This window comes from Bacillus sp. JJ1122 (assembly GCF_036964885.1).
Classification (GTDB): domain Bacteria; phylum Bacillota; class Bacilli; order Bacillales; family Cytobacillaceae; genus Mesobacillus.
This window is the reverse complement of record NZ_JBALQL010000006.1, coordinates 413,087-437,140: the sequence shown is the minus strand read 5'-3', so window position 1 is coordinate 437,140 and position 24,054 is coordinate 413,087. Positions and strand designations below refer to the sequence as shown.

27 protein-coding genes and 2 pseudogenes are annotated in these 24,054 nt (G+C 41.2%); 24 read left to right on the top strand and 5 right to left on the bottom strand.

What is annotated here, in order from left to right; translation table 11 throughout:
• Positions 1–47: 47 nt before the first annotated feature.
• From V7201_RS05940 to V7201_RS05920, 5 genes and pseudogenes are all read left to right on the top strand, one after another.
• Positions 48–842, top strand: a pseudogene (locus tag V7201_RS05940) (ribonucleotide reductase N-terminal alpha domain-containing protein); the annotation flags it as partial.
• A 338-nt stretch (positions 843–1,180) separates the two neighbouring features.
• Positions 1,181–2,944, top strand: a pseudogene (locus V7201_RS05935) (vitamin B12-dependent ribonucleotide reductase); the annotation flags it as partial.
• A gap of 190 nt (positions 2,945–3,134) precedes the next feature.
• A complete protein-coding gene (locus V7201_RS05930; protein WP_335375854.1) occupies positions 3,135–4,145 on the top strand; it encodes a DUF1646 family protein in 1,011 nt (336 codons plus the stop codon).
• 100 nt (positions 4,146–4,245) lie between these two features.
• On the top strand, positions 4,246–5,271 hold the full coding sequence (splB, locus tag V7201_RS05925; RefSeq protein WP_335375853.1) for a spore photoproduct lyase: 1,026 nt from the start codon (positions 4,246–4,248) through the stop codon (positions 5,269–5,271).
• A 91-nt stretch (positions 5,272–5,362) separates the two neighbouring features.
• Complete coding sequence (locus tag V7201_RS05920) at positions 5,363–6,247, top strand: patatin-like phospholipase family protein (RefSeq protein WP_335375852.1); 885 nt, start codon at positions 5,363–5,365, stop codon at positions 6,245–6,247.
• Between the two features lie 10 nt (positions 6,248–6,257).
• On the opposite strand, the gene V7201_RS05915 is transcribed toward V7201_RS05920, so the two are convergent.
• On the bottom strand, positions 6,258–6,629 hold the full coding sequence (locus V7201_RS05915) for an SA1362 family protein (protein WP_335375851.1): 372 nt from the start codon (positions 6,627–6,629) through the stop codon (positions 6,258–6,260).
• 368 nt (positions 6,630–6,997) lie between these two features.
• Between V7201_RS05915 and V7201_RS05910 the strand changes: the two genes are divergently transcribed.
• The 4 genes from V7201_RS05910 (at position 6,998) to efp (ending at position 9,684) form a co-directional block, all read left to right on the top strand.
• Positions 6,998–7,513, top strand: coding sequence for a YqhR family membrane protein (locus V7201_RS05910; RefSeq protein WP_335375850.1), 516 nt, complete (start codon positions 6,998–7,000; stop codon positions 7,511–7,513).
• 78 nt (positions 7,514–7,591) lie between these two features.
• Positions 7,592–8,026 carry a type II 3-dehydroquinate dehydratase gene (gene aroQ, locus V7201_RS05905; protein WP_335375849.1) on the top strand — a complete coding sequence of 145 codons (435 nt, stop codon included), beginning with the start codon at positions 7,592–7,594 and terminating at the stop codon, positions 8,024–8,026.
• A 16-nt stretch (positions 8,027–8,042) separates the two neighbouring features.
• Positions 8,043–9,104 (top strand): M24 family metallopeptidase, encoded by a 1,062-nt coding sequence (locus tag V7201_RS05900; RefSeq protein ID WP_335375848.1) that lies wholly within the window; start codon positions 8,043–8,045, stop codon positions 9,102–9,104.
• A gap of 22 nt (positions 9,105–9,126) precedes the next feature.
• On the top strand, positions 9,127–9,684 hold the full coding sequence (efp, locus tag V7201_RS05895; protein ID WP_335375847.1) for an elongation factor P: 558 nt from the start codon (positions 9,127–9,129) through the stop codon (positions 9,682–9,684).
• A gap of 170 nt (positions 9,685–9,854) precedes the next feature.
• Here the strand turns inward: efp and V7201_RS05890 are convergent, their stop codons facing one another.
• The 3 genes from V7201_RS05890 to V7201_RS05880 all read right to left on the bottom strand — a co-directional run bounded on the left by V7201_RS05890 (position 9,855) and on the right by V7201_RS05880 (position 11,339).
• Entirely contained in the window at positions 9,855–10,217 is a 363-nt protein-coding gene (locus tag V7201_RS05890) for a rhodanese-like domain-containing protein (protein WP_335375846.1), read from the bottom strand.
• 200 nt (positions 10,218–10,417) lie between these two features.
• Positions 10,418–11,080, bottom strand: coding sequence for an SIMPL domain-containing protein (locus tag V7201_RS05885; protein ID WP_335375845.1), 663 nt, complete (start codon positions 11,078–11,080; stop codon positions 10,418–10,420).
• A gap of 106 nt (positions 11,081–11,186) precedes the next feature.
• Positions 11,187–11,339 carry a hypothetical protein gene (locus V7201_RS05880; protein WP_335375844.1) on the bottom strand — a complete coding sequence of 51 codons (153 nt, stop codon included), beginning with the start codon at positions 11,337–11,339 and terminating at the stop codon, positions 11,187–11,189.
• A gap of 137 nt (positions 11,340–11,476) precedes the next feature.
• On the opposite strand from V7201_RS05880, the gene spoIIIAA reads away from it, so the two are divergent.
• The 8 genes from spoIIIAA to V7201_RS05840 are packed head-to-tail and all read left to right on the top strand — an operon-like array spanning position 11,477 to position 16,623.
• Entirely contained in the window at positions 11,477–12,400 is a 924-nt protein-coding gene (spoIIIAA, locus tag V7201_RS05875) for a stage III sporulation protein AA (protein ID WP_335375843.1), read from the top strand.
• Positions 12,401–12,916 (top strand): stage III sporulation protein SpoIIIAB, encoded by a 516-nt coding sequence (spoIIIAB, locus tag V7201_RS05870; RefSeq protein WP_335375842.1) that lies wholly within the window; start codon positions 12,401–12,403, stop codon positions 12,914–12,916. It begins immediately after the preceding gene.
• A gap of 19 nt (positions 12,917–12,935) precedes the next feature.
• Entirely contained in the window at positions 12,936–13,142 is a 207-nt protein-coding gene (gene spoIIIAC, locus V7201_RS05865) for a stage III sporulation protein AC (RefSeq protein WP_009794945.1), read from the top strand.
• 14 nt (positions 13,143–13,156) lie between these two features.
• Positions 13,157–13,546 (top strand): stage III sporulation protein AD, encoded by a 390-nt coding sequence (spoIIIAD, locus tag V7201_RS05860; protein ID WP_335375880.1) that lies wholly within the window; start codon positions 13,157–13,159, stop codon positions 13,544–13,546.
• A gap of 30 nt (positions 13,547–13,576) precedes the next feature.
• On the top strand, positions 13,577–14,776 hold the full coding sequence (gene spoIIIAE / locus V7201_RS05855) for a stage III sporulation protein AE (RefSeq protein ID WP_335375841.1): 1,200 nt from the start codon (positions 13,577–13,579) through the stop codon (positions 14,774–14,776).
• A gap of 10 nt (positions 14,777–14,786) precedes the next feature.
• Entirely contained in the window at positions 14,787–15,419 is a 633-nt protein-coding gene (gene spoIIIAF / locus V7201_RS05850; RefSeq protein ID WP_335375840.1) for a stage III sporulation protein AF, read from the top strand.
• A complete protein-coding gene (gene spoIIIAG / locus V7201_RS05845; RefSeq protein ID WP_335375839.1) occupies positions 15,409–16,071 on the top strand; it encodes a stage III sporulation protein AG in 663 nt (220 codons plus the stop codon). Before spoIIIAF ends, spoIIIAG begins: the two co-directional genes overlap by 11 nt.
• Positions 16,072–16,074: 3 nt before the next feature.
• The gene (locus V7201_RS05840; RefSeq protein WP_335375838.1) at positions 16,075–16,623 is read left to right on the top strand and encodes a SpoIIIAH-like family protein; all 549 of its coding nucleotides are present in this window, start codon (positions 16,075–16,077) and stop codon (positions 16,621–16,623) included.
• A gap of 36 nt (positions 16,624–16,659) precedes the next feature.
• On the opposite strand, the gene V7201_RS23165 is transcribed toward V7201_RS05840, so the two are convergent.
• The gene (locus tag V7201_RS23165) at positions 16,660–17,259 is read right to left on the bottom strand and encodes a methyl-accepting chemotaxis protein (protein ID WP_438825018.1); all 600 of its coding nucleotides are present in this window, start codon (positions 17,257–17,259) and stop codon (positions 16,660–16,662) included.
• A 1,100-nt stretch (positions 17,260–18,359) separates the two neighbouring features.
• Between V7201_RS23165 and accB the strand changes: the two genes are divergently transcribed.
• The 7 genes from accB to V7201_RS05800 all read left to right on the top strand — a co-directional run bounded on the left by accB (position 18,360) and on the right by V7201_RS05800 (position 24,054).
• Entirely contained in the window at positions 18,360–18,866 is a 507-nt protein-coding gene (gene accB / locus V7201_RS05830; protein ID WP_335375836.1) for an acetyl-CoA carboxylase biotin carboxyl carrier protein, read from the top strand.
• Between the two features lie 12 nt (positions 18,867–18,878).
• A complete protein-coding gene (gene accC / locus V7201_RS05825) occupies positions 18,879–20,234 on the top strand; it encodes an acetyl-CoA carboxylase biotin carboxylase subunit (RefSeq protein ID WP_335375835.1) in 1,356 nt (451 codons plus the stop codon).
• 14 nt (positions 20,235–20,248) lie between these two features.
• Complete coding sequence (locus tag V7201_RS05820) at positions 20,249–20,659, top strand: Asp23/Gls24 family envelope stress response protein (protein ID WP_335375834.1); 411 nt, start codon at positions 20,249–20,251, stop codon at positions 20,657–20,659.
• A 299-nt stretch (positions 20,660–20,958) separates the two neighbouring features.
• Positions 20,959–21,351: a transcription antitermination factor NusB gene (gene nusB / locus V7201_RS05815; protein WP_335375833.1), complete on the top strand. Its 393-nt coding sequence runs from the start codon at positions 20,959–20,961 to the stop codon at positions 21,349–21,351.
• Between the two features lie 54 nt (positions 21,352–21,405).
• On the top strand, positions 21,406–22,278 hold the full coding sequence (gene folD / locus V7201_RS05810) for a bifunctional methylenetetrahydrofolate dehydrogenase/methenyltetrahydrofolate cyclohydrolase FolD (RefSeq protein ID WP_335375832.1): 873 nt from the start codon (positions 21,406–21,408) through the stop codon (positions 22,276–22,278).
• Between the two features lie 194 nt (positions 22,279–22,472).
• Complete coding sequence (gene xseA / locus V7201_RS05805; RefSeq protein WP_335375831.1) at positions 22,473–23,834, top strand: exodeoxyribonuclease VII large subunit; 1,362 nt, start codon at positions 22,473–22,475, stop codon at positions 23,832–23,834.
• On the top strand, positions 23,821–24,054 hold the full coding sequence (locus tag V7201_RS05800) for an exodeoxyribonuclease VII small subunit (RefSeq protein WP_335375879.1): 234 nt from the start codon (positions 23,821–23,823) through the stop codon (positions 24,052–24,054). Before xseA ends, V7201_RS05800 begins: the two co-directional genes overlap by 14 nt.

Genomic DNA, 24,054 nt, shown 5'->3' with positions numbered 1-24,054 from the left:
GTAAAACAATACAGATATGATTTAAAACCTTAGAAGGAGTTGTAGAAATGTCTGTTACCATTGGACAAAAAATGAGCCTGAATGTTGAGAGTTTGAACAAGGATATTGGTTTATTCCAACAGGTTCATCCCATCACACCTGATATGAAATTAACCCACAAAGGCGTATCCCGACTTGTCATGCTGGACCGCTATACTTTTAAAGATACTGAAAAAATAACTCTATCAAACGGAGATTTCGTCGTCCTCACCATCAAGGAGGATCCGAAATTCCCCGCAAGAGGACTTGGATTCATACTAGATATTGATTGGGAAAGCAAAACTGCCAAGGTACTGGTCGATGAAGAATTCCGTGGCGTGCTGGATGATCCCGAAGAAATATCTACAGGGGTAATCAAACGTTCATTGGATGTCATTGAAAAGCCGCTGGAAGTCTTTTACGAGCAAATCGCAAAGCGTAATGCGACAGGTCTTGCAGCAGTTGAAAAAACAGAAGAGAAGCGCCAGGAGTGGTTCGAAAAGTTCTATCAGGAGCTTGTATCAATGAACTTCATCCCAGCAGGCCGTGTACTATACGGAGCAGGCGCAGATACGGATGTTACTTATTTCAACTGTTACGTAATGCCTTTTGTTAAAGATTCACGCGAAGGTATATCAGAACATCGCAAACAGGTTATGGAAATCATGAGCCGCGGCGGCGGAGTTGGAACGAACGGATCAACGCTAAGACCTAGAAATACACTTGCAAAAGGTGTTAATGGAAAATCATCCGGATCGGTTTCCTGGCTGGATGATATTGCGAAGCTGACACATCTTGTTGAGCAGGGTGGGTCAAGACGTGGTAAAGCAGCATAACGTGCCTCGTCTATAAAAAACCTCGTGAATTGCTGGGAAATCTTTAATGATGTGGAATAACATCTACTTGACTTGCTGGCTACAACGTAACTGGAAACGGTAAGCGTGAATGCTCGAAAACAGCAAGTGGATAAAGACAATCAGCAGCCAAGCTCCTTAAATGGAGAAGGTTCAACGACCATCGAAAACACGCTCGTCAGCGGAAGTGAGTAGAGTAGGAATCAAGTGATTCCGAAGTGCGAGGACACTCAAATATGAGTGTAAGATATGGTCTGAACTCTGGGGCGACCTGGAGAGTTGAATTAACGATTCAACGCAACATACTGGCACAAATGATCATGCTTAGTGATTGGCATCCTGACATTGTAGAATTCATCATTTCAAAAATGCAAAATCCAAGAATCCTTCGATTCCTGATTGAAAACACACAGGACGAAACAATTAAAAAACAAGCGAAAGAAAAACTGAAATTTACTCCACTTACATTGCAAGAAGAAGCAATGTATCAGGGAATAGTAAATTATAAAAATATTCCTGGTTATGGCGGCTTCAGCGCTGATATTGTCAAAGCTGCTGAAGAAAAACTTGAAATAGGCGGAACTTATACAGTTCATAACTCCGAATTCCTGACTGGTGCGAATATCTCAGTAACTTTGACTAAAGATTTTATGGATGCAGTCGAAAACGATGAGGAATATGAACTTCGTTTCCCGGATGTTGAAAGCTATGATCCTGAGACAATGAAGATCTATAATGAAGAATGGCATAAAGTAGGCGATGTACGCGAATGGGAAAAGCTAGGCTATAAGGTACGCACCTACAGAAAAATTAAAGCTAAAGAATTATGGAATTTAATTAATATCTGTGCAACATACTCAGCAGAACCAGGCATTTTCTTCATCGACAATGCCAATGATATGACAAATGCTCAAGCATATGGGCAGAAGGTGGTAGCGACAAATCCATGTGGCGAGCAACCTCTTGCACCTAATTCCGTCTGTAACCTCGCTGCAGTAAACCTAGCAGAAATGGCAGACAAGGATACAAAGACTGTTAACTTCGAAAAATTAAAACGCACAGTAGAAGTAGGTGTCCGCATGCAGGATAATGTTATCGATGCGACTCCATACTTCCTTGAGGATAATAAGAGACAGGCATTAGGTGAACGTCGAGTAGGACTAGGTGTTATGGGTCTTCACGATCTCCTGATCTACTGTGAAACTGAATACGGCTCCGAACAAGGAAACAAACTGGTTGATGAAGTTTTCGAAACGATTGCTACATCTGCATACCGTGCGTCTGTAGAACTTGCAAACGAAAAAGGAAGCTTCCCATTCCTGCAGGGCGGAACTGCAGAAGAAACAAATAGACTTCGCACTGCGTTTTCAAACACTGGCTTCATGAAAAAGATGCCGGAGGATATTCGCAATTCTATTCTTGAAAACGGAATTCGTAACTCTCACTTGCTGACTGTTGCTCCAACGGGATCAACTGGAACAATGGTTGGCGTATCTACAGGACTTGAACCATACTTCTCATTCTCGTATTTCCGAAGCGGCCGTCTTGGCAAGTTCATTGAAGTGAAGGCGGATATCGTACAGGAATACCTTGACCGCAATCCGGATGCTGATCCTGAGAACCTGCCGAACTGGTTCGTGTCTGCTATGGAATTGGCTCCTGAGGCACACGCTGATGTACAATGTGTCATCCAGCGCTGGATCGACAGCTCAATCAGTAAAACGGTCAACGCTCCAAAAGGCTACAGTGTTGAGCAGGTCGAAAAGGTATACGAACGCTTGTATAAAGGCGGAGCAAAAGGCGGAACTGTTTATGTAGATGGTTCACGCGATTCCCAGGTACTCACGTTAAAAGCGGAAGAGAACACTATGGAAGAGCAAATTGATAAAAAAGAAAAGCAAAAACAGCATGTTGTATTAGTCGATACAATCCATGAACTGCGTTCTACTAACGTTACCATCGGTTCTGAAGTCGGCAATACTTGCCCGGTCTGCCGCAAAGGTGAAGTAAAAGAAATTGGCGGCTGCAACACTTGTACAAATTGTAACGCACAGTTGAAGTGCGGATTATAAAAAACAAGAAGGTACCACGGCCCAGTGCCGTGGTATTTTTATGCTCTTTTTTGAAAACTCAATCCCATTGAATGAAAAATATTTCCCCTGTCCAAATACCTATATACAAGTACCATAAAACGTAATGCTATCAAAATTTTAAGAATACTTTTATAATAAAAACGATTATATAGATAAAGGACTGGGGAAAATGATTGGTTTAGCTGTAATTTTACTAATGGTATTGTTTTTGCCTTTTACAATGAAAATGGTAGAACATAATTTGGAGATTTTTTTATTTATTATGGGGATTGCTGCTGCAGCCATTAGTGGGGAATTGAATCAGCATTTAGTTGGAAAAGCACTTGTTGACCCAATTATCATCACTATTGCTGTATTTGTCGCAGGCTTACTCACCAAATGGTTTCAAAAGCCAATGGAAAAATCGATTTTATGGGGAAGCAGGTTGCTGACTCCAAGAGTTTTTTTCGCGTTAACAGTGGTCATTCTTGGTTTGGCGTCAAGTATCATTACCGCTATAATTGCGGCGATCGTTCTTGTAATTATCGTCAATGTACTCCCCTTAGACCGGAAATCGGAAATTCGTTTTACCGTCTTGGCTTGTTTTTCGATTGGGCTTGGAGCGGCCTTAACCCCGATTGGTGAGCCATTGGCCACTATCACTATAAGTAAATTGAATGAGGACTTCTTTTATTTGCTGCAATTAATTGGTGCCGAAGTGCTGCCTGCCATTATAATTTTCGGCATCATGTCGATGATTCTTGTAAATCCGCATGAAGCAAAAACTGGACTGAAGTCTGTCACTAAGTCTGAGTCATACAATGAAATTATCATTCGTTCATTAAAAATCTACTTGTTCGTCATGGGACTGACATTTCTTGGGCATGGATTCGAACCTTTTATTAATGAGTATGTTATCGGGCTTTCTCCAGCACTGTTGTACTGGATCAATATGATATCAGCGATACTTGATAATGCTACACTTGCTGCTGCAGAAATCAGTCCTGCTATGGATAGTGAAACCATCCAAGCTGTTTTACTCGGGCTTATTATAAGCGGAGGAATGCTGATTCCAGGAAATATTCCTAATATCATCTCTGCAGGTAAGCTGAATATCACCAGCAAGGAATGGGCAGCTTTTGGAGTTCCGGTTGGCCTTGCTACCATGTTTTTTTATTATATTGTCCTATTTGTTTTTTAGCCGGGGAATATGAAAGAGGATGGAAAAATTTTTCCCATCCTCTTTTTGCATTTCTGCCCATAATAACTGTAAACATTATGGAATGAAATGAGGAATTTAAATGAAACCCTTTGTACCTCAATTGGTTTATATCGAGCCACAAGCACTTGAACATCCGCTAGGCAGGGAACTGAAAGAGAAATTTGAGAAAATGGGTCTCGAAATCAGGGAAACTACATCCCATAATCAGGTCCGGGGTATACCAGGTGATAACGAATTACAGCAGTATCGTAATGCGAAATCAACTCTTGTAGTAGGTGTGCGCAGGACGCTGAAATTCGATACATCAAAACCATCAGCTGAATACGCGATACCGCTTGCCACCGGCTGTATGGGGCATTGCCATTATTGTTATCTTCAGACAACACTTGGAAGTAAGCCGTACATTCGTACATATGTCAATCTCGATGAAATTTTTGAACAGGCGCAAAAATATATGGATGAAAGAAAGCCTGAAATAACACGGTTCGAAGCGGCTTGTACATCCGATATTGTCGGTATTGACCATTTGACTCATGCCTTGAAGAAGACAATTGAATTCATCGGTCAAACAGAATACGGTCAATTGCGCTTCGTCACTAAATACCATCATGTCGATCATTTATTGGATGCCAAGCATAATGGTAAAACGCGATTCCGTTTTAGTGTAAACGCCCGCTATGTCATCAAGAACTTTGAGCCTGGCACATCTTCCTTCGACGAAAGGCTGGAGGCAGCCAGGAAGGTAGCCGGAGCCGGCTATCCGCTAGGCTTTATCGTTGCGCCGATTTATATCCATGAAGGTTGGAGAGAAGGATACCATGAATTGTTTGAAAGACTTAGTCATTCACTCGAAGGTGTCGACCTCTCAGGCTTGAGCTTTGAACTGATCCAGCACCGTTTCACAAAACCAGCTAAAAATGTGATACAAAAACGTTACCCAAAATCAAAGCTGGAAATGGATGAAGAAAAACGAAAGTACAAATGGGGACGCTACGGAATAGGGAAATATGTATATCAGACAGATGAAGCCCAGGAGCTTGAAAACACGATTCGCGGTTATATTCATTCGTTCTTCCCGGAAGCAGAGATTCAATACTTCACGTAATATAAAAATTTTTAACTTGTACGCCGTACTATTTTACAAAATGTGCGCTTAAAGATGTAACAATGGGATTACATCGACGGGAGTGGCTCATATGTATATAGACGGCGTTTTTTCCGGCGGAGGAATCAAAGGATTTGCGTTGATCGGTGCCTGTGCAGCAGTTGAGGAGCGAGGGTTCAGTTTTAAACGGGTAGCTGGAACAAGTGCTGGATCATTGGTGGCGGGATTGCTTGCTGCCGGGTATACGAGTACAGAAATGGCAAGCCTGGTTGGTGAGCTGAACCTGAGGAAATTTCTTGACTCAAGAAAAACGATTATCCCTTCAGCACTGACGAAATGGCTGTTTGTATATTGGCGTATGGGATTGTACAAAGGAGATGAACTGGAATGCTGGATAGCAGAAACACTTGCCGCGAGAGGGTTGCGGACATTCGGTGATTTGGCTCCGGATGCACTTAGAATCATCGCTTCAGATTTAACGAATGGGAGATTATTGATTCTCCCTGATGATCTTCCAAAGTACGGTATCGACCCAAGAACTTTTCCTGTAGCAAGGGCAATAAGAATGAGCTGCAGTCTGCCATTCTTTTTTGAACCTGTAAAACTAAGGGATCGAATCAGTACGAATATCGTTGTGGATGGTGGTGTATTGAGCAATTTTCCGATGTGGCTATTTGATAAGGATAATGTAAAAAAAGTACGCCCGGTACTCGGAGTTAAGCTCAGCCCTCATATAACGCAGCAGCCAACAAACAAAATCAAAAATGCCCTTCAAATGTTCGATGCCTTATTTGAAACGATGAAGGATGCGCATGATTCCAGATATATTTCGCGAAAGCATGCAAAAAATATTATTTTCATTCCTACTGAAGGATCATTGACGACTGAATTTCAGCTGACTGATGAAAAAAAATTAGAACTGATCGAACTAGGTAAATTGAACGCTGATAAATTTTTTAAATCCTGGTGCTATTAAAAAAATCGGGCTAAAACGAAGCCCGATTTTTTTTCTTGCTTTTTTTACCGTCTATGACAGTTAAATGGGATGCATCCTTTTTCTTGTTCCGTGCAGATGCCAGGGACCTAATTTTAGAGCGCTTAGATGAAGAACTTGTTTCTTTTGTCTGGAACCGTTTCTTGGACCGCTTTGCTGCTTTTAAAAATGCTCTCTGTTGCTGCTTTCCAGGGCTGGTTCCAGAAAAACGTCTTACTAGATAATAAATCACTGCACCGACTAATGCGACAACAGCAAGGGTTTTAATAACACCAACAGGATCGCTTATCAATTTCGATACTATTCCGATAATTGAAAGGACAATGAGTCCTGTAACCAAATACTTAGAAGTTCGATTATTCAAAGTAAGCCACCTCCCTAAAAGCATCATGAGCATTTTTTTAGTCTTTTAAACTAGCTAACGCTTACTTTATACAATTTCTTCGGTTTTATACTATTCTCCTGCTTCTTTTTCCTTTTTTAGAAGCGCTTTAAACGAGAGATTGAAAGTTATAATTTGTTTCAAGCAAATAAATGACTAAAAAAGCTTATCACTATAGTAAAGGACGATATCTTAAAAAAATCAGCAAAGGGTTTTTATATACCTTAACTTTATTTTACTAAAAAAAACCCTAAACCACTATATGCTTTCTGAGCTCATCGCAACATTTTTATACAGTTCATGCAATTGATTTTCTGCTCCGGGACATACTATAAACGGAGGTGCAACTAATGGCAGAAAATCATGAAAACCTTGAACAAAATCAGCGGGAAAAACCTATGTCTTTCCTCACGATGACGATTATCACTGGATTATGTGGCGGTATATTCTGGAGTGCCCTGGCATACTTAGCCTATATTTTCAATTTTACGGATATACGTCCAAATGTCATTCTCGAGCCATGGGCATTAGGGAAATGGAAAGAGCAGTGGCTAGGTACAGTGATTTCAATCATTGCAATCGGTCTTTTTTCAATCGGTGCCGCACTTGTTTATTATGCAGCAATGAGAAAAATTAAATCTATATGGGCAGGTGCCGCTTATGGACTAGTGTTATTTTTGCTTGTATTTTATGTTTTGAATCCTATTTTCCCAGGGATTAAGCCGTTCTGGGACCTCTCAAAGAACACCTTAATTACCTCAGCATGTTTTTATATCCTCTTTGGTGTCTTTGTTGGCTATTCGATTTCCTATGAGGAACAGGAAGTCCGCAGCCGAGAGAAAAAACATAAAGAGGTTACTTCTTAAGCATGTCTAAGTAGTTTTCACGAATTTAGTTATGTTAGAATGTTCTTAATGAACATTCTTTTTTTACGGGAGCTGTGTATGAGAAAAATACTTTTGCTTAATGGTCCCAATTTAAACCGTCTGGGAAAAAGGGAACCGGCAATATACGGCAGCAAGACGCTGAAGGATTTGGAGAACAGAATTATTGAGCTGGGTGCAGAATCACAGCTGGAAGTTATTTGTTATCAATCCAATCATGAAGGAGAATTGATCGACAAACTTCATGAAGCCGAAGACACGGGTTTTGATGGCATCATTTTCAATCCTGGGGCATTTACGCATTATAGTTATGCCATTAGGGATGCGATAGCAGGAATAAATTGTCCCGTTATCGAAGTACATATTTCAAATGTTTATGAAAGAGAAGCGTTCAGGCATAAATCTGTCATAGCTCCTGTTTCAAAAGGACAAATTGCCGGTCTTGGCCTGATTGGCTACGAATTGGCGCTAGAAGCATTTAAAAGGGAAGAATAAGGGGAGGAATAAGATTATGGAAAAAATACAACAATTGCGCGCAACCTTTGAAACACTCGGTATAGATGGAATGCTGGTAACAAGCGAATTTAATCGCCGTTACATGACTGGATTCACTGGTTCAGCTGGAATGGTGTTAATCACTAATGAAAAAGCATTATTCATTACTGATTTCCGTTATACAGAGCAAGCAGCCAAGCAATGCGAAGGCTACGATGTTGTCCTTCATAAAGGACTCATCCAGGATGAAGTTGCGGCCCAGGCGAAAAACCTTGGTATTAAGAAACTGGGATTTGAAGAAGATCATGTTACATATTCAGCGTTCAAAACCTACGAAAAGGCAATTGAAGCTGAGCTTGTCCCTGTATCGGGAGAAATTGAAAAGTTACGCTTGATTAAGACCGATTCAGAGATTAAGATATTAAAGGAAGCAGCAGCCATTGCAGATGCTGCATTTACACATATACTTGAGTTTATCCGTCCAGGGAGAACAGAGCTGGAGGTATCGAATGAACTAGAATTCTTCATGAGAAAGCAGGGAGCTACTTCTTCTTCGTTTGATATTATCGTTGCATCAGGCTACCGTTCTGCCCTGCCACACGGTGTGGCAAGTGAAAAGGTGATTGAAGCGGGCGACTTTGTTACCCTTGATTATGGTGCTTATTATAAAGGTTATGTTTCTGATATTACGCGTACAGTTTCAGTGGGCAAGCCAGCAGACAAACTGAAGGAAATCTATGACATCGTTCTTGAAGCACAGCTTCGAGGAATGGCAGGGATCAAGCCTGGAATGATAGGCAAAGAAGCTGACGCGCTGACTAGGAATTTCATCACAGAAAAAGGATATGGAGAATACTTCGGACATTCAACTGGACATGGCATCGGTCTTGAAGTACATGAAGGTCCTGGACTTTCGTACAGATCTGAAACAATACTTGAACCAGGCATGGTTGTGACAGTTGAGCCGGGAATCTATATCGCTGGCCTTGGCGGAGTAAGAATTGAAGACGATACCGTGATTACATTAGACCATAATGAGTCCCTGACACATTCTACAAAAGAACTCATCATACTTTAAGAGGACATTAGGAGGACAAACAATGATTTCAGTTAACGATTTTCGTACTGGTTTAACAATCGAAGTGGATAATGGTATTTGGCGTGTACTTGATTTCCAACACGTAAAGCCAGGAAAAGGTGCAGCATTTGTACGCTCAAAGCTTCGTAACCTTCGTACTGGAGCAATCCAGGAAAAAACTTTCCGCGCTGGTGAAAAAGTAGCAAAAGCGCAGATTGAAAACCGTAAAATGCAATATTTATATGCTAGCGGAGACCAGCATGTATTCATGGATAATGAGTCTTATGAGCAGATTGAATTACCAGGGAATTCTATCGAATATGAATTGAAATTCCTTAAGGAAAACATGGAAGTACACATTATGACATTCGGCCACGAAACTCTTGGGGTAGAACTTCCAAACACTGTTGAGCTAGAAGTAACTGAAACAGAACCGGGAATTAAAGGTGATACTGCTTCTGGCGGAACAAAGCCTGCCATAATGGAAACTGGTCTTTCTGTTCAAGTTCCTTTCTTCATCAACCAAGGTGACAGACTGATCATCAACACAACTGATGCATCTTATGTATCACGTGCTTAATATTAAAACCTGCCTTTTGGCAGGTTTTTTTGTTTGGTATAAGCTGTTTTAGGGTTGATTGCTGCTTTCAGACAAGACGAGTATTTGCCTATGTTAAAGGTATTGGGGGTACTTTTCGAGGAAGTCTTGGTATAAGAAAAAGCATCTCATAATTTGAGATGCTTGCCAGGTTATTGCTCAATATCATATTTCCACTCATTCATTCCGCCGCTCATGTTGTATATATTCTTGAATCCATTCTCAGTCAGTACTCCGCTTGCTTTTGTCGAACGGTTTCCGCTCTGGCATGCAACAACATATTTTTGTTCTTTATCAAGCTCGGAAAGCATTCCTTCAAGCACCTGCAAAGGCACTAGTTTCGCCCCAGGAATATGGCCTGCGGCAAACTCTTCTGGAGTTCGGACATCGAGGACTTTCACTTTGCCCGAGTCGATCATTTCCTTCGCTTCATCCACTGTAACATCTTTATAAGAACCAGAGGAACAGCCTGTAATTAACAATAGAAAAGTTATTGCTGCTAAGATCATTTTCATTAATATCGCTCCTTGTAATACACATAAGGGTATTTTACCTCATAGTCAGTTAGAAGTGTACAAACAAATTGTGTTAATTGCGATTTTTTTTAGTCTGTCCGGGCAGATGATTGAAAGCGGAGTGCCATGAACGCAAATTACCAGTTGGATTAAGCAAAGCAAAATAGAAAAAGCCAGGCTGCGCCCGGCTTTATTTAATGCTAAACAATAGAATAAGTGGCTTTTAGGGTTGCTTTAATCTCCAGTTTTCCTGGTTCAATTGGTGTTCCGCTGCCTGAGCTCTTTTCGAATGATGCAACGAGGTAAGGACCAGGTACTGCTTTTTGGGATTCTTCTGTAATGGATAAAAATTGCGGCTGGTTGGTGATGCCAAACGTTCTCGCAATGGTTTGAGCCTTTTTATAAGAATCAATAACGGCAAGGGAAAGAGCATGATTATAATATGCCTGTGGGTCAGCAACAGTAAATTGGATATTCATTACCTCATTTGCACCATTTTTAACAGCCGTGTCGATTACCACACCGACTTGCTCAGCGTTGCGTATTGTTATTGTGTATAGATGTGTAACCCGGTATCCCTGGAATAGCTGTTTGCCGTCTTCATACGTATAAATAGGATCAATTCTATAATCTGCGGTTTTAATATCGTCTTTTGGAATTTCTAGACTAACAAGGGCAGTAACAATATCTTGAGCAATTTTAGCATTGTCCGCCTGTGCCTTTTGGAGATTTGGATTTTCTGTCCGAACTCCAAGTGTTGCAGTTGCCTTATTTGGGCTTGCCATGACTGAGCCTTCACCGTTTACTGTGATCCTTCTGCCATTCTCTGCTCCCCTTAACCCAGAATATATTCCTTGAGCCATTTTTATCCCTCCAAGCTTTTTCCTCTTCTCCTATTCTTATGATTGCTTCTTAACTTCCATCACAAGAGGACAATAGGAATGCTCGAAGATTAACAATGCATTTCTGTTACTCGCCGGCTCCAGGTGCGTTATCCGTATCGTTTTTGTTGTTGTACTTCGGGTCAGTCATAGGAGATTCCTTCAGGCTTCTTGTACCTCCAAGGTATGTTGCACGATCATCCCTTTGAACCTTCTGGAATTTTTGATGATCTTCATTCATGGTTTTCAACTCCTTTCATGAAGGTTATTTTTTACTAATCGCTTTCTGATTACTCCTGCAATAATCAATAATCTAGCGGTCATAAAGTGGCCAAGCAGGCATACATATTAATTAAGTGTATGTCAGGAGGATCAATTATGGACGATATCTTCTCTTTTTTGCCGAAACGGATTGCTGAATTGCTGGATACAGTGCCTCCTAATGACAAAGACGGGATGGAAGAAGTGCGGATCAGGATCAACCGTCCGCTGGAAATAACGGTAAGAGGCAAACCGCAATTCTTGCCTTATATCATTCCCCCCGAGGATGCTGTCCAGCTCTTGAACAAGCTTGGACATTTTTCTATGTATACGTTGGAAGAAGAACTGAAACGGGGGTATATCACGATCGCAGGCGGCCATAGAGTGGGGCTGGCCGGCAAAGTGATCCTTGAAAATGGCTCTGTAAAAGCCATCAGGGATATTTCTTCATTTAATTTTAGGATCGCCAGGGAAAAAATCGGGATAGCTGAACCGCTCTTGCCCTTTTTATATCAAAATGGCTGGAAGCATACGATGATTATCGGCCCGCCTCAGACTGGGAAGACAACATTGCTGAGGGATATCGCAAGGCTGATTTCCAGTGGGGTGCAGCAAAAGAAGCTGCCTCCGCTTAAAGCAGGCATTGTCGATGAAAGGTCGGAAATAGCCGGTTGTGTAAAAGGAGTCCCACAGCTCACCTTTGGGCCCAGGGTAGATATTCTCGATTCTTGCCCTAAAGCCGAAGGAATGATGATGATGATCCGATCAATGAGCCCAGACGTCCTGGTTGTGGATGAGATAGGCCGAAGGGAAGATGGAGATGCGATTCTCGAGGCGGTGAATGCAGGGATCAAGCTGATCATGACAACCCACGGCGATTCCCTTCAGGATATTCAAAAGCGTCCCACATTGAAACCAATTCTGGAGATGGGCATTTTTGATCGATTTGTTGAGCTAAATAGGGTTTCCGGGCCAGGTACCATTACTTCGATAAAAGACGCTAATGGCAAAGAAATCCTGCAAAAAGTGAGAGTGACATAAATGGTGAAAATAATTGGTGCTGTGATGATTATCCTAGCCACGACTTGGACAGGTTTTGAGGCATCCAGACATTTAAGTGAACGACCGAGGCAGCTAAGGCTATTGAAGTCGGCGCTGCAGTCGCTGGAAGCAGAAATCATGTATGGGCACACTCCTCTGCACGAAGCATCAAGGAAACTTGCAGCACAGCTTTCAAAGCCTTTGTCCTGGTTTTTTGAAGCCTTTTCAAAAAAATTGACTGAATCCGAAACGACTGTAAAGTCTGCATGGGAAGAAAGTTTATCCGAGGTCTGGAAATTAACCGCCTTTAAACAGGGCGAATTTGAGATCATGAAACAATTCGGCGAGACACTTGGAAGACATGACAGGCATTCTCAGCAAAAACAAATTTTGCTTACGATTTCACATCTGGAAAGAGAAGAAACAGATGCCTGCGAAAGACAGATGAAATACGAAAAAATGGTGAAAAGCATCGGGTTTCTATCTGGCTTATTACTAATCATTTTATTGATGTAGCTTTTAGGAGGAGGACAAGATGGGTCTAGAAGTGGATATTATCTTTAAAATCGCAGGTGTTGGTATCGTCGTTGCATTTTTGCACACAATCCTCGACCAGGTAGGAAAAAAGGAATATGCACAATGGGTAACATTGTTCGGATTCATCTATATACTTTTCATGGTCGCTTCAATTGTTGATGATCTCTTCCAAAAAATTAAATCTGTTTTCCTATTTCAAGGGTAAGGGAGGGCTTTGCCATTGAAATCCTTCAAATAGTTGGTGTAGCGCTGATTGCAACCTTTCTTGCGCTGATTGTGAAAGAGCAAAAGCCTAACTTTGCATTTTTATTGATCGTTTTTACAGGCTCTGCAATCTTTCTTTTCCTTGTTGATCAAATCTACCAAATCATATTTATGATCCAAAAGCTGGCAGCAAATGCTCGTGTGAATCTTGTCTACGTAGAAACCATCCTGAAAATCATTGGGATAGCATATATTGCAGAATTTGCAGCCCAAATTACGAAAGACGCAGGCCAGGGGGCAATCGCTTCTAAGATTGAACTAGGAGGAAAAATCCTGATTCTTGCTATGGCAATCCCAATTCTCACAGTAATGATCGAAACAATCATTCGCTTAATCCCGGGCTAATCTTAGAGTCTTGTATGAAGAGGTGTAAATATGAAGCATCGGCTGCAGTTCATTCTAGGCATCATTCTTATTCAATTGTTTTTTTTTAGTCCGATTGTACAAGCTGCCGGAGAAGAAAATGACTCGAATCTATTGATAAATCCTGATCAAATTGCAAAGTCCCAGCTTGAGAATCTTAATATCGATGAGCTTAAGGGATTTTGGGAGGATATCATCGATAAATATGATGGTTATTTGCCAGAAAGCCAGAAAGGCAGCTTATATGATTTCATAAGCGGAGAAAAAGAGTTTTCGATGAAGGCCTGGTTTAAAGGCATCCTGAATTTTGCCTTTCATGAATTCATTGTGAATGGAAAACTCTTAGGATCACTGATTTTGCTTACTGTCTTCAGTATGTTTCTCCAGGCTTTGCAGAATTCCTTTGAAAAAAGCGCAATCAGTAAGGTCGCCTATTCAATCGTGTTCATGGTCTTAATCATTATTGCCCTCAATAGCTTCCATGTGGTTGTCGATTACACAAATGATGCAATTGGGACGATGATTCAATTCATACTTGCGTTAATACCCCTCTTGCTCGCATTAATGGCGACTTCTGGAGGGTTGATATCGGCTGCGTTCTTCCACCCGGTTATCATTTTCATGATGAATACGAGCGGTATGTTTATCCAGTATGTTGTTCTCCCGTTATTATTTCTGTCGACTCTTCTTAGCATTGTCAGCATATTGTCTGAGCACTACAAGGTAACACAGCTTGCCAGTATGCTGAGGAATTGGAGTGTCGGTCTGCTCGGAATATTGTTGACTGTGTTTCTTGGGGTCATTTCAGTACAAGGGGCATCTGCGGCTGTGACAGACGGCGTAACCGTAAAGACGGCAAAATTTATTACAGGGAATTTTGTGCCTGTGATCGGTCGGGTTTTCACCGATGCAACCGATACTGTCATCAGTGCATCAATGTTGCTGAAGAATACAGTCGGCCTGGCAGGAGTGGCAATTTTATTGATAATTGCTGCGTTTCCGGCAGTCAAAATTTTGATGGTTGCCTTCATCTATAAATTCGCAGCCGCAATTCTGCAGCCATTAGGCGGGGGTCCTGTCATTACATGCCTGGATATCATCAGCAAAAGCATCATATACGTATTTGCTGCCTTGGGAATTGTCTCATTGATGTTTTTCCTGACGATTACAGTCATTATCGCCGCTGGAAATTTAACGATGATGGTGAGATAGGGGGAGAAGGATGGACTTTTTAAAAGAGTGGGTTACAAATATCATCATTTTTATCCTCCTAGCAACTGTCCTGGATATGCTGCTGCCGAATTCAAGCTTCCAGAAATACACGAAGATCGTAACTGGCCTGATTTTGATTGCGATTATTCTTTCACCTATTATGAAGATCTTCACAACTGATTTTGAAACAGCAATCGCTTCGATTAGCCAATTAAATAGTCAGGGTGAAGAAGAAAATATAAAAAATTCGATAGAATTTCAGAAAAAAGAAATACAAGCATCCCAGCATGCATATATTTTAGAAACAATGGCTGTCCAATTGAAAACAGCCGCAGAGGAGGAGTTGATGGAGCAGCAAGGAATGGAGATTGCTAATATCGAGCTTGAAGTAAATGATCAGGATCAGCGGCCTTTCCCAGAAAACCTGCAATATGTCATCGTACATGTGAAGAAAGCAGAAAATGAGGGAGAGACTGTGGCAGTAGTAAGAGAAGTAGAAATTGATACAGACGCACCCCTTCCATCAAAACAAACCTCTAAGAATACAGATCAAATATCTTCTCTTCTGTCAGAAAAATGGAACGTTCCTGAGGGCTCTATTCAAATAATGATAGAAGGGGGGAGTGACGAACATGGACAATGAAAAAGGTCCTTTGACTTGGCTTAAAAAGCAATTGGGGAGCAAAGATGGGCCGCCTGGTAAGAAAACAGGCAGATATCAGTACTTAATGATAGTAGCCCTCTTCGGTACCGCCATCATGCTAATGGGAAATATACTCGGAGATAAAAATCCTGCTGATGCAGTTGTCCCAGCAGCGAAGGAAGCTGGACCTGAGGAAGATACTGCAGTATTCGGCCAGAAAAAAAGTGCTGGAAATGACGTCATTTCCGATTATGAAGAAGCCTATGAAGCCCAGCTTACAGAAATGCTGGAGGGAATAAATGGCGTAGGAGATGTAACGGTGTTTGTCAACGTGGATGCAACAGATAAAAAAGTTCTTGAAAAAAATACAACCATCCAATCTCAGACTACGGACGAAACCGACCGTGAAGGCGGTAAGCGGAAAGTCGAGGAAGCTTCAAAGGATGAGCAGCTTGTATTGGTACGGAATGGTGAAAAAGAGGTTCCACTTGTCCTAGAGACCAAGAAACCAGAGATTAGAGGTGTCCTAGTTGTGGCAAAGGGAGCTGAAAATATACAAATCAAAAAATGGATCATCGAGGCTGTCACAAGGGCACTGGATGTTCCAAATCACCGCGTGGCAGTAATGCCAAAAAAATCTAAGGGGGATTAATAGATGTTATTAAAAAAGCAAACTGTATGGTTATTGACAATGCTAAGCCTAGTGGTCGTTCTTTCTGTGTACTATATCACTTCACCTGAGCAGCAAAAGAGTGCTGACCTTGCTGGGGTAGAACAGAAACAGGCAGACAATAAAGAAACTGCAGCAACTGAATCGAAGGATGGATCAACAGTGATTTCAGGAATTGCCAGCGATGAAAAGTTTGAAGCTTTGCGTATAAACCTTGAAGAAAAGCGTACAAAAATGAAGGAAGACCTTCAGACAATCGTCGCTTCAACTGACCTTCCTGCCGAAGAGCGCAGCAATGCGGTTGAAAAGATGAACCAGCTGGATGAAATTGCACAAAAAGAAGGAGTACTTGAAACATTAATTAAATCTATGGGATATGAAGATGCATTGGTTCGTGCAGATGGCGAAAACGTCAGGATTACAGTAAAAGCAAAAGATCACTCTGCCTCTGCAGCAAATGAAATCATCCAGATGGTAAGGACAGAACTTGGATCTCTACAGCCTGTAGCCGTTTCATTTGAACCATCTAAATAAGATACACACAAAAAAGGGAAAGCGGCTGCTTTCCCTTTAATTTTGATGCAATTTCAATAAATTATCTAATGATTCATGCGCGACTTCTACTGATTTAAATAGCTGTTCATGATGCTTGCTTTGCACAAGTGCTGCTGATGAAATTTCCTCCAGTGCGGCACTGGCCTGCTGAATGACTGAGCTGAACCCCGCGATTGTGCCTTCAATTGCAATGGACGATTCAAGGATGTTTCTCGTGAATGTATCCTGCTCCGAAATGTCGCTTTTCAAATTTTTAAATACGAGATGAATCGTATCGAAGGCTTCCATTGTTTCTGCTGCGAGCTCAAGGTTTTGAGTGAGCTTTTCAGCAGTGAAGTTTACACCTTCCTTCGTCCTTGATGTATCAATCATGACGCTCTTTAAATTGTCCGTTATCTGGGTTGCAGTGCTGCTTGTGATGTCTGCGAGCTTTCTTACTTCATCCGCTACTACTGCAAATCCTTTGCCGCTTTCTCCTGCGCGGGCTGCCTCAATGGAAGCATTTAAAGCCAGTAGATTTGTCTGGGCTGCAATCCCTTGTATATCGGATGCAAAACTGGATGTTTCTTTCACCAGGGAAGAAAGCGACATGATATGTTGGTTCACGGATTTCATGTTTTCGTATGAAGAGGTCAATTCTTTAATCAGCCTCCTCATTAATTCATCGCCCTTATCAGATACCCTCTCAGCAGACATTGCATCCTGATGGAGCTTTTCCACAAGTGTAGATGTCTTAGATATGTCATGGTTGGTACTTTCTAGAGTCTGGGTTATGTCGACGATTGAATCAGATTGAATATGGATTCCCGCTGAAATTTCCGTAACTGAATGTGTCATCTCAATCGAAGATTCGTAGTTTTCACGGCTCATTAATTTTACATCATCAATCAGTTTTGATATGCTTTTTGTATTATTCTCAATGATTTTTCTTGTTTCTAAATCTTTCAATAATAAGCTTTCAGACTCTTGTTGAGCAGAAACGATTGTCTCAGCAAGCTTATTGGAAATGGAAAATTGGAAGCTCAGCATGACGGTAATCAACATATACAACAGGTAAATCGTCACATAATTTTTAGTTTCAAGCGGCAATTCATGTTGGTGTAGATAGGTGAAAATTGTAATAATCGCAAATCCTAGTCCTGAACCCAGCAAAAGAATTTTCCGGTCCATGTAGATGGCTGCTGTAGCAAGAATGAAATACAGCAATATATAAGCAGTAGGGGAAACACTCGTCTCCATGATCAAGAATAATACTCCAGAGACGATAACAATAGATAGATATGGGATGAAGGTGGTCAGCTTCTTGAGAGAATGAAGGGTTGCCACTATCCCTACTCCAGCACCCCCGCCTGCTATGATAGAAAGAATCACAGCAAGGTCTTTCTTCATTGCAGTATCAACTGCAGCTGCCAGTATGACAGAAACCAGAGTGGCTTTAACAATCAATGAATTCTTTCTTGCCAGATCCTCTATCTTAATTTCTTCAATATTTTTCATTAAGTGTCTTCTCCTCTTTAAATCAAGCTAAATGTAATATTCGCTAAAAATATTGCGATTCCTGTCGAATGAATTCACTTTTTTTTCAGAAAATATTAAAATGAATGAGAAAGGCAAGTAAGAGAGAAGATTATCGTAACATATTGAATTTGCACATGGTATTATCGTATAGTATTAGTATCTAGTCTTAAATATGAAATGGACAAGGGGTGCCCAAAATGTTAAAAGTTCAAGAAATCAGAGAGTTAATTAAATTGGTAGATCAATCGAGCATAGACGAGTTTTCATACGAGTATGAAGGGTCAAAAATAAAAATGAAGAAGCGTGGAGCAGAGAAAAATATGGTTGAGCAGGTTATGCAGACTGTTGCAACCCCTGCACCCCCGCCTGTTGCAGCTGTACAAGAACTAGTTAAGCAAGAGCCTAAGGTTGAACCGGCAGCTGTTCAGGAAGTGAAGCAGGAAGAAGCAAAGGATACTTCAAACTTACATAAAATTGTTTCTCCGATGGTTGGGACTTTCTATCAATCTTCCTCTCCTGATGCAGAGGCTTATGTTAAAGAAGGTTCAAAGGTCAGCAAGGATTCCATTGTGTGCATCGTAGAGGCTATGAAGCTGTTTAATGAAATTGAAGCCGAAGTAAACGGAGAAATTGTTGAAGTTCTTGCAAAAGACGGGCAGCTTGTTGAATACGGCCAGCCTTTATTCTTGGTCAAGCCCGAATAAGGAGCGATAAGAATGATAAAAAAATTATTGATAGCCAACAGAGGAGAAATTGCAGTGCGCGTTATCCGTGCCTGCCGGGAGCTTGGGGTTGAATCAGTTGCAGTTTTTTCGGAAGCAGACAGAGAATCACTTCATGTGCAGCTTGCTGATGAAGCATATTGCATTGGTCCTAAAGCTTCAAAGGACAGCTATTTAAATTTCACGAATATTATTAGCGTAGCAAAATTGACAGGTTGCGATGCCATCCATCCAGGATATGGTTTCCTCGCTGAAAACGCCGATTTTGCTGAACTTTGCAGAGAATGCAATATCATTTTCGTCGGTCCAACTCCAGAAGCAATACAGAAAATGGGGACGAAAGATGTTGCAAGGGAAACGATGAAGGAAGCGAATGTACCGATTGTACCAGGTTCACAGGGAATCATTGAAAGTACAGACGATGCCGTCAGCCTTGCTAATGATATTGGTTATCCAGTTATCATCAAAGCGACTGCCGGTGGAGGCGGAAAAGGCATCCGTGTGGCAAGAACGGAACAGGAAATGATAAAGGGAATCAATATTACCCAGCAGGAAGCAATGACTGCGTTTGGAAATCCAGGAGTCTATATCGAAAAGTATATCGAAGACTTCCGACATGTAGAAATCCAGGTACTGGCAGATAACTACGGGAATACCATCCATCTTGGTGAACGCGATTGTTCAATCCAAAGACGCCTGCAAAAATTGCTTGAAGAAACACCTTCTCCTGCTCTGGATGGTGAAATCAGGGCTGAAATGGGTGAAGCAGCTGTAAAAGCAGCTAAAGCTGTTGATTATACTGGTGCTGGCACGGTAGAATTTATTTATGATTATCGCAATCGCAAATTTTATTTCATGGAAATGAATACCCGCATCCAGGTTGAACACCCTGTAACAGAAATGGTTACTGGTGTTGATTTAATCAAGGAACAAATTAAAATTGCATCAGGAGAAAGGCTGAACCTCAATCAGGAAGATGTGCAATTTAACGGCTGGGCAATTGAGTGCCGAATTAATGCAGAAAATCCTGCGAAAAACTTCATGCCTTCTGCCGGCAAAATTAAAATGTACCTGCCTCCAGGCGGATTTGGTGTTAGAATAGATTCAGCGGCATATCCCGGCTATACGATTCCGCCTTACTATGATTCAATGATCGCGAAGGTCATTACTTACGGAAGCAGCCGTGAAGAAGCGATTGACCGCATGAAGAGAGCCCTCAGCGAATTTGTGGTAGAAGGGATCCATACGACGATTCCATTCCATCTTAAGCTGCTGAACCATGAGGAATTCGTGGAAGGGCAATTCAATACGAAATTCTTAGAAACACACGATTTAATGAGAGAAGAATAATAGGAGGTCTAGCCATGAGTGAACAGCAACATTTACTTGAGATGAGTTATGATGAAAACGGCTTAGGAAAAGTAGAAATTGCACCTGAAGTCATTGAAGTCATTGCAAGCATTGCTGCATCTGAAGTAGAAGGCGTAATGCAAATGCGTGGCAGTTTTGCTGCGGGCGTCGTTGAAAGACTTGGAAAGAAAAATCACGGCAAAGGCGTAAAAGTTGAACTTGCTGAAGAAGGAATCAAGGTCGACGTATATTGCGTGATGAAATTTGGTGTGTCCATTCCTGTGGTTGCTCAGAAAATCCAGGATAACATCCGCCAGGCGTTATTGAACATGACAGCGCTTGACGCAACTGAAGTCAATATCCATGTCGTTGGTATTCAATTCGAAAACCAAAAAGTAGAACCAGAAGTAGAACAGGAAGTTTAATAGCGGAACCAAAGGCATATTTTCTGTGCCTTTGGTTTTTTTGTTTTTATAATGAAATAGGCAAGTGATATTTAAGGCTATTTCCTGAAAAATTGTTGTTATTACTAAAATGACTTGAGAAAATATCAGGAGTATAGGTATAACCAGTAAGGATTTCTTAGCTTCGCTATGGTGATTTTTCCATTGTTTTGATTAACTTTTTCTAAAAAGTGAAAAATAATAGGAAACCATGCGCAATGAGTTATGTTATGCTATTATTTTGTTAGAATCAGACAAGCCATAAAGGAGCTAAGAATAGAATGAAAAGAAGAACAGCAAGAGAAAAGGCGCTACAGGCCTTATTCCAGATTGATATAAGCAAGGTAGAAGCATCGGACGCAATCGAGCATGTATTGGAAGAAGAAGCGGGAGATGATTACCTCGACAAACTTGTATACGGAACTCTTCAGCACCAAGAGGAAATTGATGAGGAAATCAAAGTTTATTTGGAAAAATGGTCGATTGACAGACTTGCTGCTGTTGATCGCAACCTGCTGCGCCTTTCCGTATACGAATTGAAGTTCTGCAATGATGAAGTGCCAGTAAATGTCGTTCTTGATGAAGCAATCGAAATTGCTAAATTATATGGGGATGACCAATCAAGCCGATTTGTAAATGGAGTTCTGTCTAAGGTGAAACAGAGCATTTCCTAATACCATTAAAAAGGCAGGTTGGACCCTTCCTGATCAATTAGGGGGAGAAAAAGTATGGCTGCTATTATTATTGATGGAAAAGAAATCGCTAAAAAGAAAAAAATGGAAATCGTTGACCAGGTAACAGAAATGAAAAAACAGGATTTCACTCCTGGGCTGGCTGTTATTCTGGTTGGTGATAACCAGGCTTCAAGAACATATGTTAACAGCAAGCAAAAAACGGCTAAAGAATTAGGGATGCACAATGTTTTGATTGAGTATCCTTCCTCGATAACAGAGCACGAATTATTGGCTAAAATCGATGAATTGAACAATGATGAGGCGATTCATGGTATCCTAGTCCAGCTGCCGCTTCCAGCCCATATCAATGAAACAAATCTAATTGAAGCAATTTCTCCAGAAAAAGATGTAGATGGCTTCCATCCCCTTAACATTGGCAGGATGATGACGGGGCAGGATGCATTTTTGCCATGTACTCCATACGGAGTCATGGTCATGCTGGAGGAAATAGGACTTGACCTTGCAGGGAAACATGTAGTTATTGTCGGCAGAAGCAATATTGTAGGTAAGCCGGCAGGTCAGTTGTTCTTAAAGGAAAATGCGACAGTTACATACTGCCATTCGAAGACGAAGGATCTTGCGGAGCATACCAAAAAAGCTGATATAGTTGTTTCAGCTGTTGGAAAAGCAGGTTTGATCACAGCAGATCATATAAAGCCTGGAGCAGTAGTAATTGACGTTGGCATGAACCGGGATGAGCAAGGAAAGCTTTGCGGTGATGTGGCCTACGCAGAGGTCCAGGAGAAAGCCGGATATATCACACCTGTACCGGGTGGCGTAGGACCAATGACAATCACAATGCTTATGTACAATACATTAAAATCTGCAAAAAATCACTTGCATAACCTTCAAAATTCAAATATCTAAGGTGTGATACTGTCTATATCTGTTATAGTTGGGAGCTCAAAGTTCGCTATTGTTAAGTGACGAATCGAGATTCTAAATCTATAATAGGTATGGGCAGTTTTTATTAGTTTTTTCAGTAATAGACATTCTGTCGCATTTAGGCCTGAACAGTTATATAACATGTTGTATTATATGTTTAGCTAAAGGAGTTTTCTATGGATAATCAGCGTTATCTTACCGTCAACGCTTTAACCAAATACATAAAACGAAAATTTGATGCAGATCCGCATCTCCAGGATGTTTTCATAAAAGGAGAAATTTCAAATTTTAAGCGTCATTCGAGCGGGCATATGTATTTCACGCTCAAGGATGAAAAAGCACGAATCCTTGCAGTGATGTTTTCCAGTGCAAATCGTAACATGAAGTTCAAGCCTGAAAATGGGATGAAGGTATTGGTTCGCGGAGAAATCTCTGTCTATGAAGGAAGCGGACAATATCAGGTATACATAAAAGAAATGAAAACCGATGGCGTAGGCGATTTATTTGTTGCCTATGAACAGTTAAAGAAGAGGCTTGAGCAAGAGGGGCTTTTTTCTCCGCAATATAAGATGCCAATTCCAAAATATCCTAAAGCAGTAGGTATCGTTACTTCGCCAACTGGTGCTGCCATAAGAGATATTTTAACCACGATAAAAAGGAGATACCCTATCACAAAGGTTCTGATTTATCCGGCCTTGGTTCAAGGAGAGCAGGGGGCGCCATCAATCGTAAATGCTATTCAAAAAGCTAATGAAAGAAATGATGTCGATGTCCTGATCATTGGCCGTGGCGGTGGATCAATTGAGGAATTATGGGCTTTTAATGAAGAGATTGTTGCCCGTGCAATTTTTGCTTCAAGAATACCGATTATCTCAGCAGTAGGGCATGAAACAGATTTTACAATAGCAGACTTCGTCGCCGATATGAGAGCGCCAACGCCTACAGGGGCTGCAGAACTGGCAGTACCCCATATCCAGGAGCTGCTTGAACGAGTAATGAACCGGGAAACGAGGCTTCTCAGGGCAATGAGGGAAAAGGTTTTCTTTCAGCAGGAGCGCTATCAGAGACTGATTCGTTCTTATGCGTTCCGCTATCCGAGGAAGTTATATGAGCAAAAGCTTGAGCAAGTGGACAAACTGACTGAATCCCTAACCCGTGGAGCAAAAAAACTCTACTCACTTAAACTTGAAGCACATATTGGATTTAGGAAAAGACTGGCTCGCAGCCACCCTGAGGAATTGAAGAAAATCTCGGCAGATAAACATCAGCGGGTAACAAGGGCATTAAACAGAGCGATGGCTGCAGTCGTATCTGAAAAGAGAAAAGAATTCAATGGAGTGATTTCAACCCTTGAAGCTTTAAGTCCGCTAAAAATCATGGATAGAGGCTACAGTCTTGCTTATACTGAGGATGGAAAACTAATTAAGAAAGTCGCCCAGGTTAAACCGGAGCGAAAAATATATGTAAAGCTTTCGGATGGCAGCTTTAAATGTGTCGTAACTGATATTGAGGAGAGTGCTAATGATGGCAGAAGATAAAAAATTAACCTTTGAACAGGCTATGGAACAATTGGAAAGCATCGTGGATAAGCTGGAAGAAGGAGATGTTCCTCTCGAAGAAGCGATTTCTTTTTATAAAGAAGGAATGGAGCTTTCGAAGCTTTGCCATGATAAGCTGAAGAATGTAGAAACACAGCTTGCCGAGATCATTACAGAAGATGGACGGACTGAAGGTTTCTCCATAAATGAGGAGGAATAG

Excerpts from the sequence above, each read along its gene's own strand:
- V7201_RS05890 (WP_335375846.1), bottom strand. The coding sequence starts at position 10,217 with ATGAAAATGATCTTAGCAGCAATAACTTTTCTATTGTTAATTACAGGC.
- xseA (WP_335375831.1), top strand. The coding sequence starts at position 22,473 with ATGGATAATCAGCGTTATCTTACCGTCAACGCTTTAACCAAATACATA.
- V7201_RS05885 (WP_335375845.1), bottom strand. The coding sequence starts at position 11,080 with ATGGCTCAAGGAATATATTCTGGGTTAAGGGGAGCAGAGAATGGCAGA.
- accB (WP_335375836.1), top strand. The coding sequence starts at position 18,360 with ATGTTAAAAGTTCAAGAAATCAGAGAGTTAATTAAATTGGTAGATCAA.
- spoIIIAE (WP_335375841.1), top strand. The coding sequence starts at position 13,577 with ATGAAGCATCGGCTGCAGTTCATTCTAGGCATCATTCTTATTCAATTG.
- spoIIIAG (WP_335375839.1), top strand. The coding sequence starts at position 15,409 with ATGGACAATGAAAAAGGTCCTTTGACTTGGCTTAAAAAGCAATTGGGG.
- aroQ (WP_335375849.1), top strand. The coding sequence starts at position 7,592 with ATGAGAAAAATACTTTTGCTTAATGGTCCCAATTTAAACCGTCTGGGA.
- spoIIIAF (WP_335375840.1), top strand. The coding sequence starts at position 14,787 with ATGGACTTTTTAAAAGAGTGGGTTACAAATATCATCATTTTTATCCTC.
- V7201_RS23165 (WP_438825018.1), bottom strand. The coding sequence starts at position 17,259 with ATGAAATCCGTGAACCAACATATCATGTCGCTTTCTTCCCTGGTGAAA.
- nusB (WP_335375833.1), top strand. The coding sequence starts at position 20,959 with ATGAAAAGAAGAACAGCAAGAGAAAAGGCGCTACAGGCCTTATTCCAG.
- V7201_RS05910 (WP_335375850.1), top strand. The coding sequence starts at position 6,998 with ATGGCAGAAAATCATGAAAACCTTGAACAAAATCAGCGGGAAAAACCT.
- V7201_RS05880 (WP_335375844.1), bottom strand. The coding sequence starts at position 11,339 with ATGAATGAAGATCATCAAAAATTCCAGAAGGTTCAAAGGGATGATCGT.
- V7201_RS05920 (WP_335375852.1), top strand. The coding sequence starts at position 5,363 with ATGTATATAGACGGCGTTTTTTCCGGCGGAGGAATCAAAGGATTTGCG.
- V7201_RS05800 (WP_335375879.1), top strand. The coding sequence starts at position 23,821 with ATGGCAGAAGATAAAAAATTAACCTTTGAACAGGCTATGGAACAATTG.
- V7201_RS05930 (WP_335375854.1), top strand. The coding sequence starts at position 3,135 with ATGATTGGTTTAGCTGTAATTTTACTAATGGTATTGTTTTTGCCTTTT.
- spoIIIAC (WP_009794945.1), top strand. The coding sequence starts at position 12,936 with ATGGGTCTAGAAGTGGATATTATCTTTAAAATCGCAGGTGTTGGTATC.
- efp (WP_335375847.1), top strand. The coding sequence starts at position 9,127 with ATGATTTCAGTTAACGATTTTCGTACTGGTTTAACAATCGAAGTGGAT.
- V7201_RS05840 (WP_335375838.1), top strand. The coding sequence starts at position 16,075 with ATGTTATTAAAAAAGCAAACTGTATGGTTATTGACAATGCTAAGCCTA.
- folD (WP_335375832.1), top strand. The coding sequence starts at position 21,406 with ATGGCTGCTATTATTATTGATGGAAAAGAAATCGCTAAAAAGAAAAAA.
- spoIIIAB (WP_335375842.1), top strand. The coding sequence starts at position 12,401 with ATGGTGAAAATAATTGGTGCTGTGATGATTATCCTAGCCACGACTTGG.
- spoIIIAA (WP_335375843.1), top strand. The coding sequence starts at position 11,477 with ATGGACGATATCTTCTCTTTTTTGCCGAAACGGATTGCTGAATTGCTG.
- accC (WP_335375835.1), top strand. The coding sequence starts at position 18,879 with ATGATAAAAAAATTATTGATAGCCAACAGAGGAGAAATTGCAGTGCGC.
- splB (WP_335375853.1), top strand. The coding sequence starts at position 4,246 with ATGAAACCCTTTGTACCTCAATTGGTTTATATCGAGCCACAAGCACTT.
- V7201_RS05820 (WP_335375834.1), top strand. The coding sequence starts at position 20,249 with ATGAGTGAACAGCAACATTTACTTGAGATGAGTTATGATGAAAACGGC.
- V7201_RS05900 (WP_335375848.1), top strand. The coding sequence starts at position 8,043 with ATGGAAAAAATACAACAATTGCGCGCAACCTTTGAAACACTCGGTATA.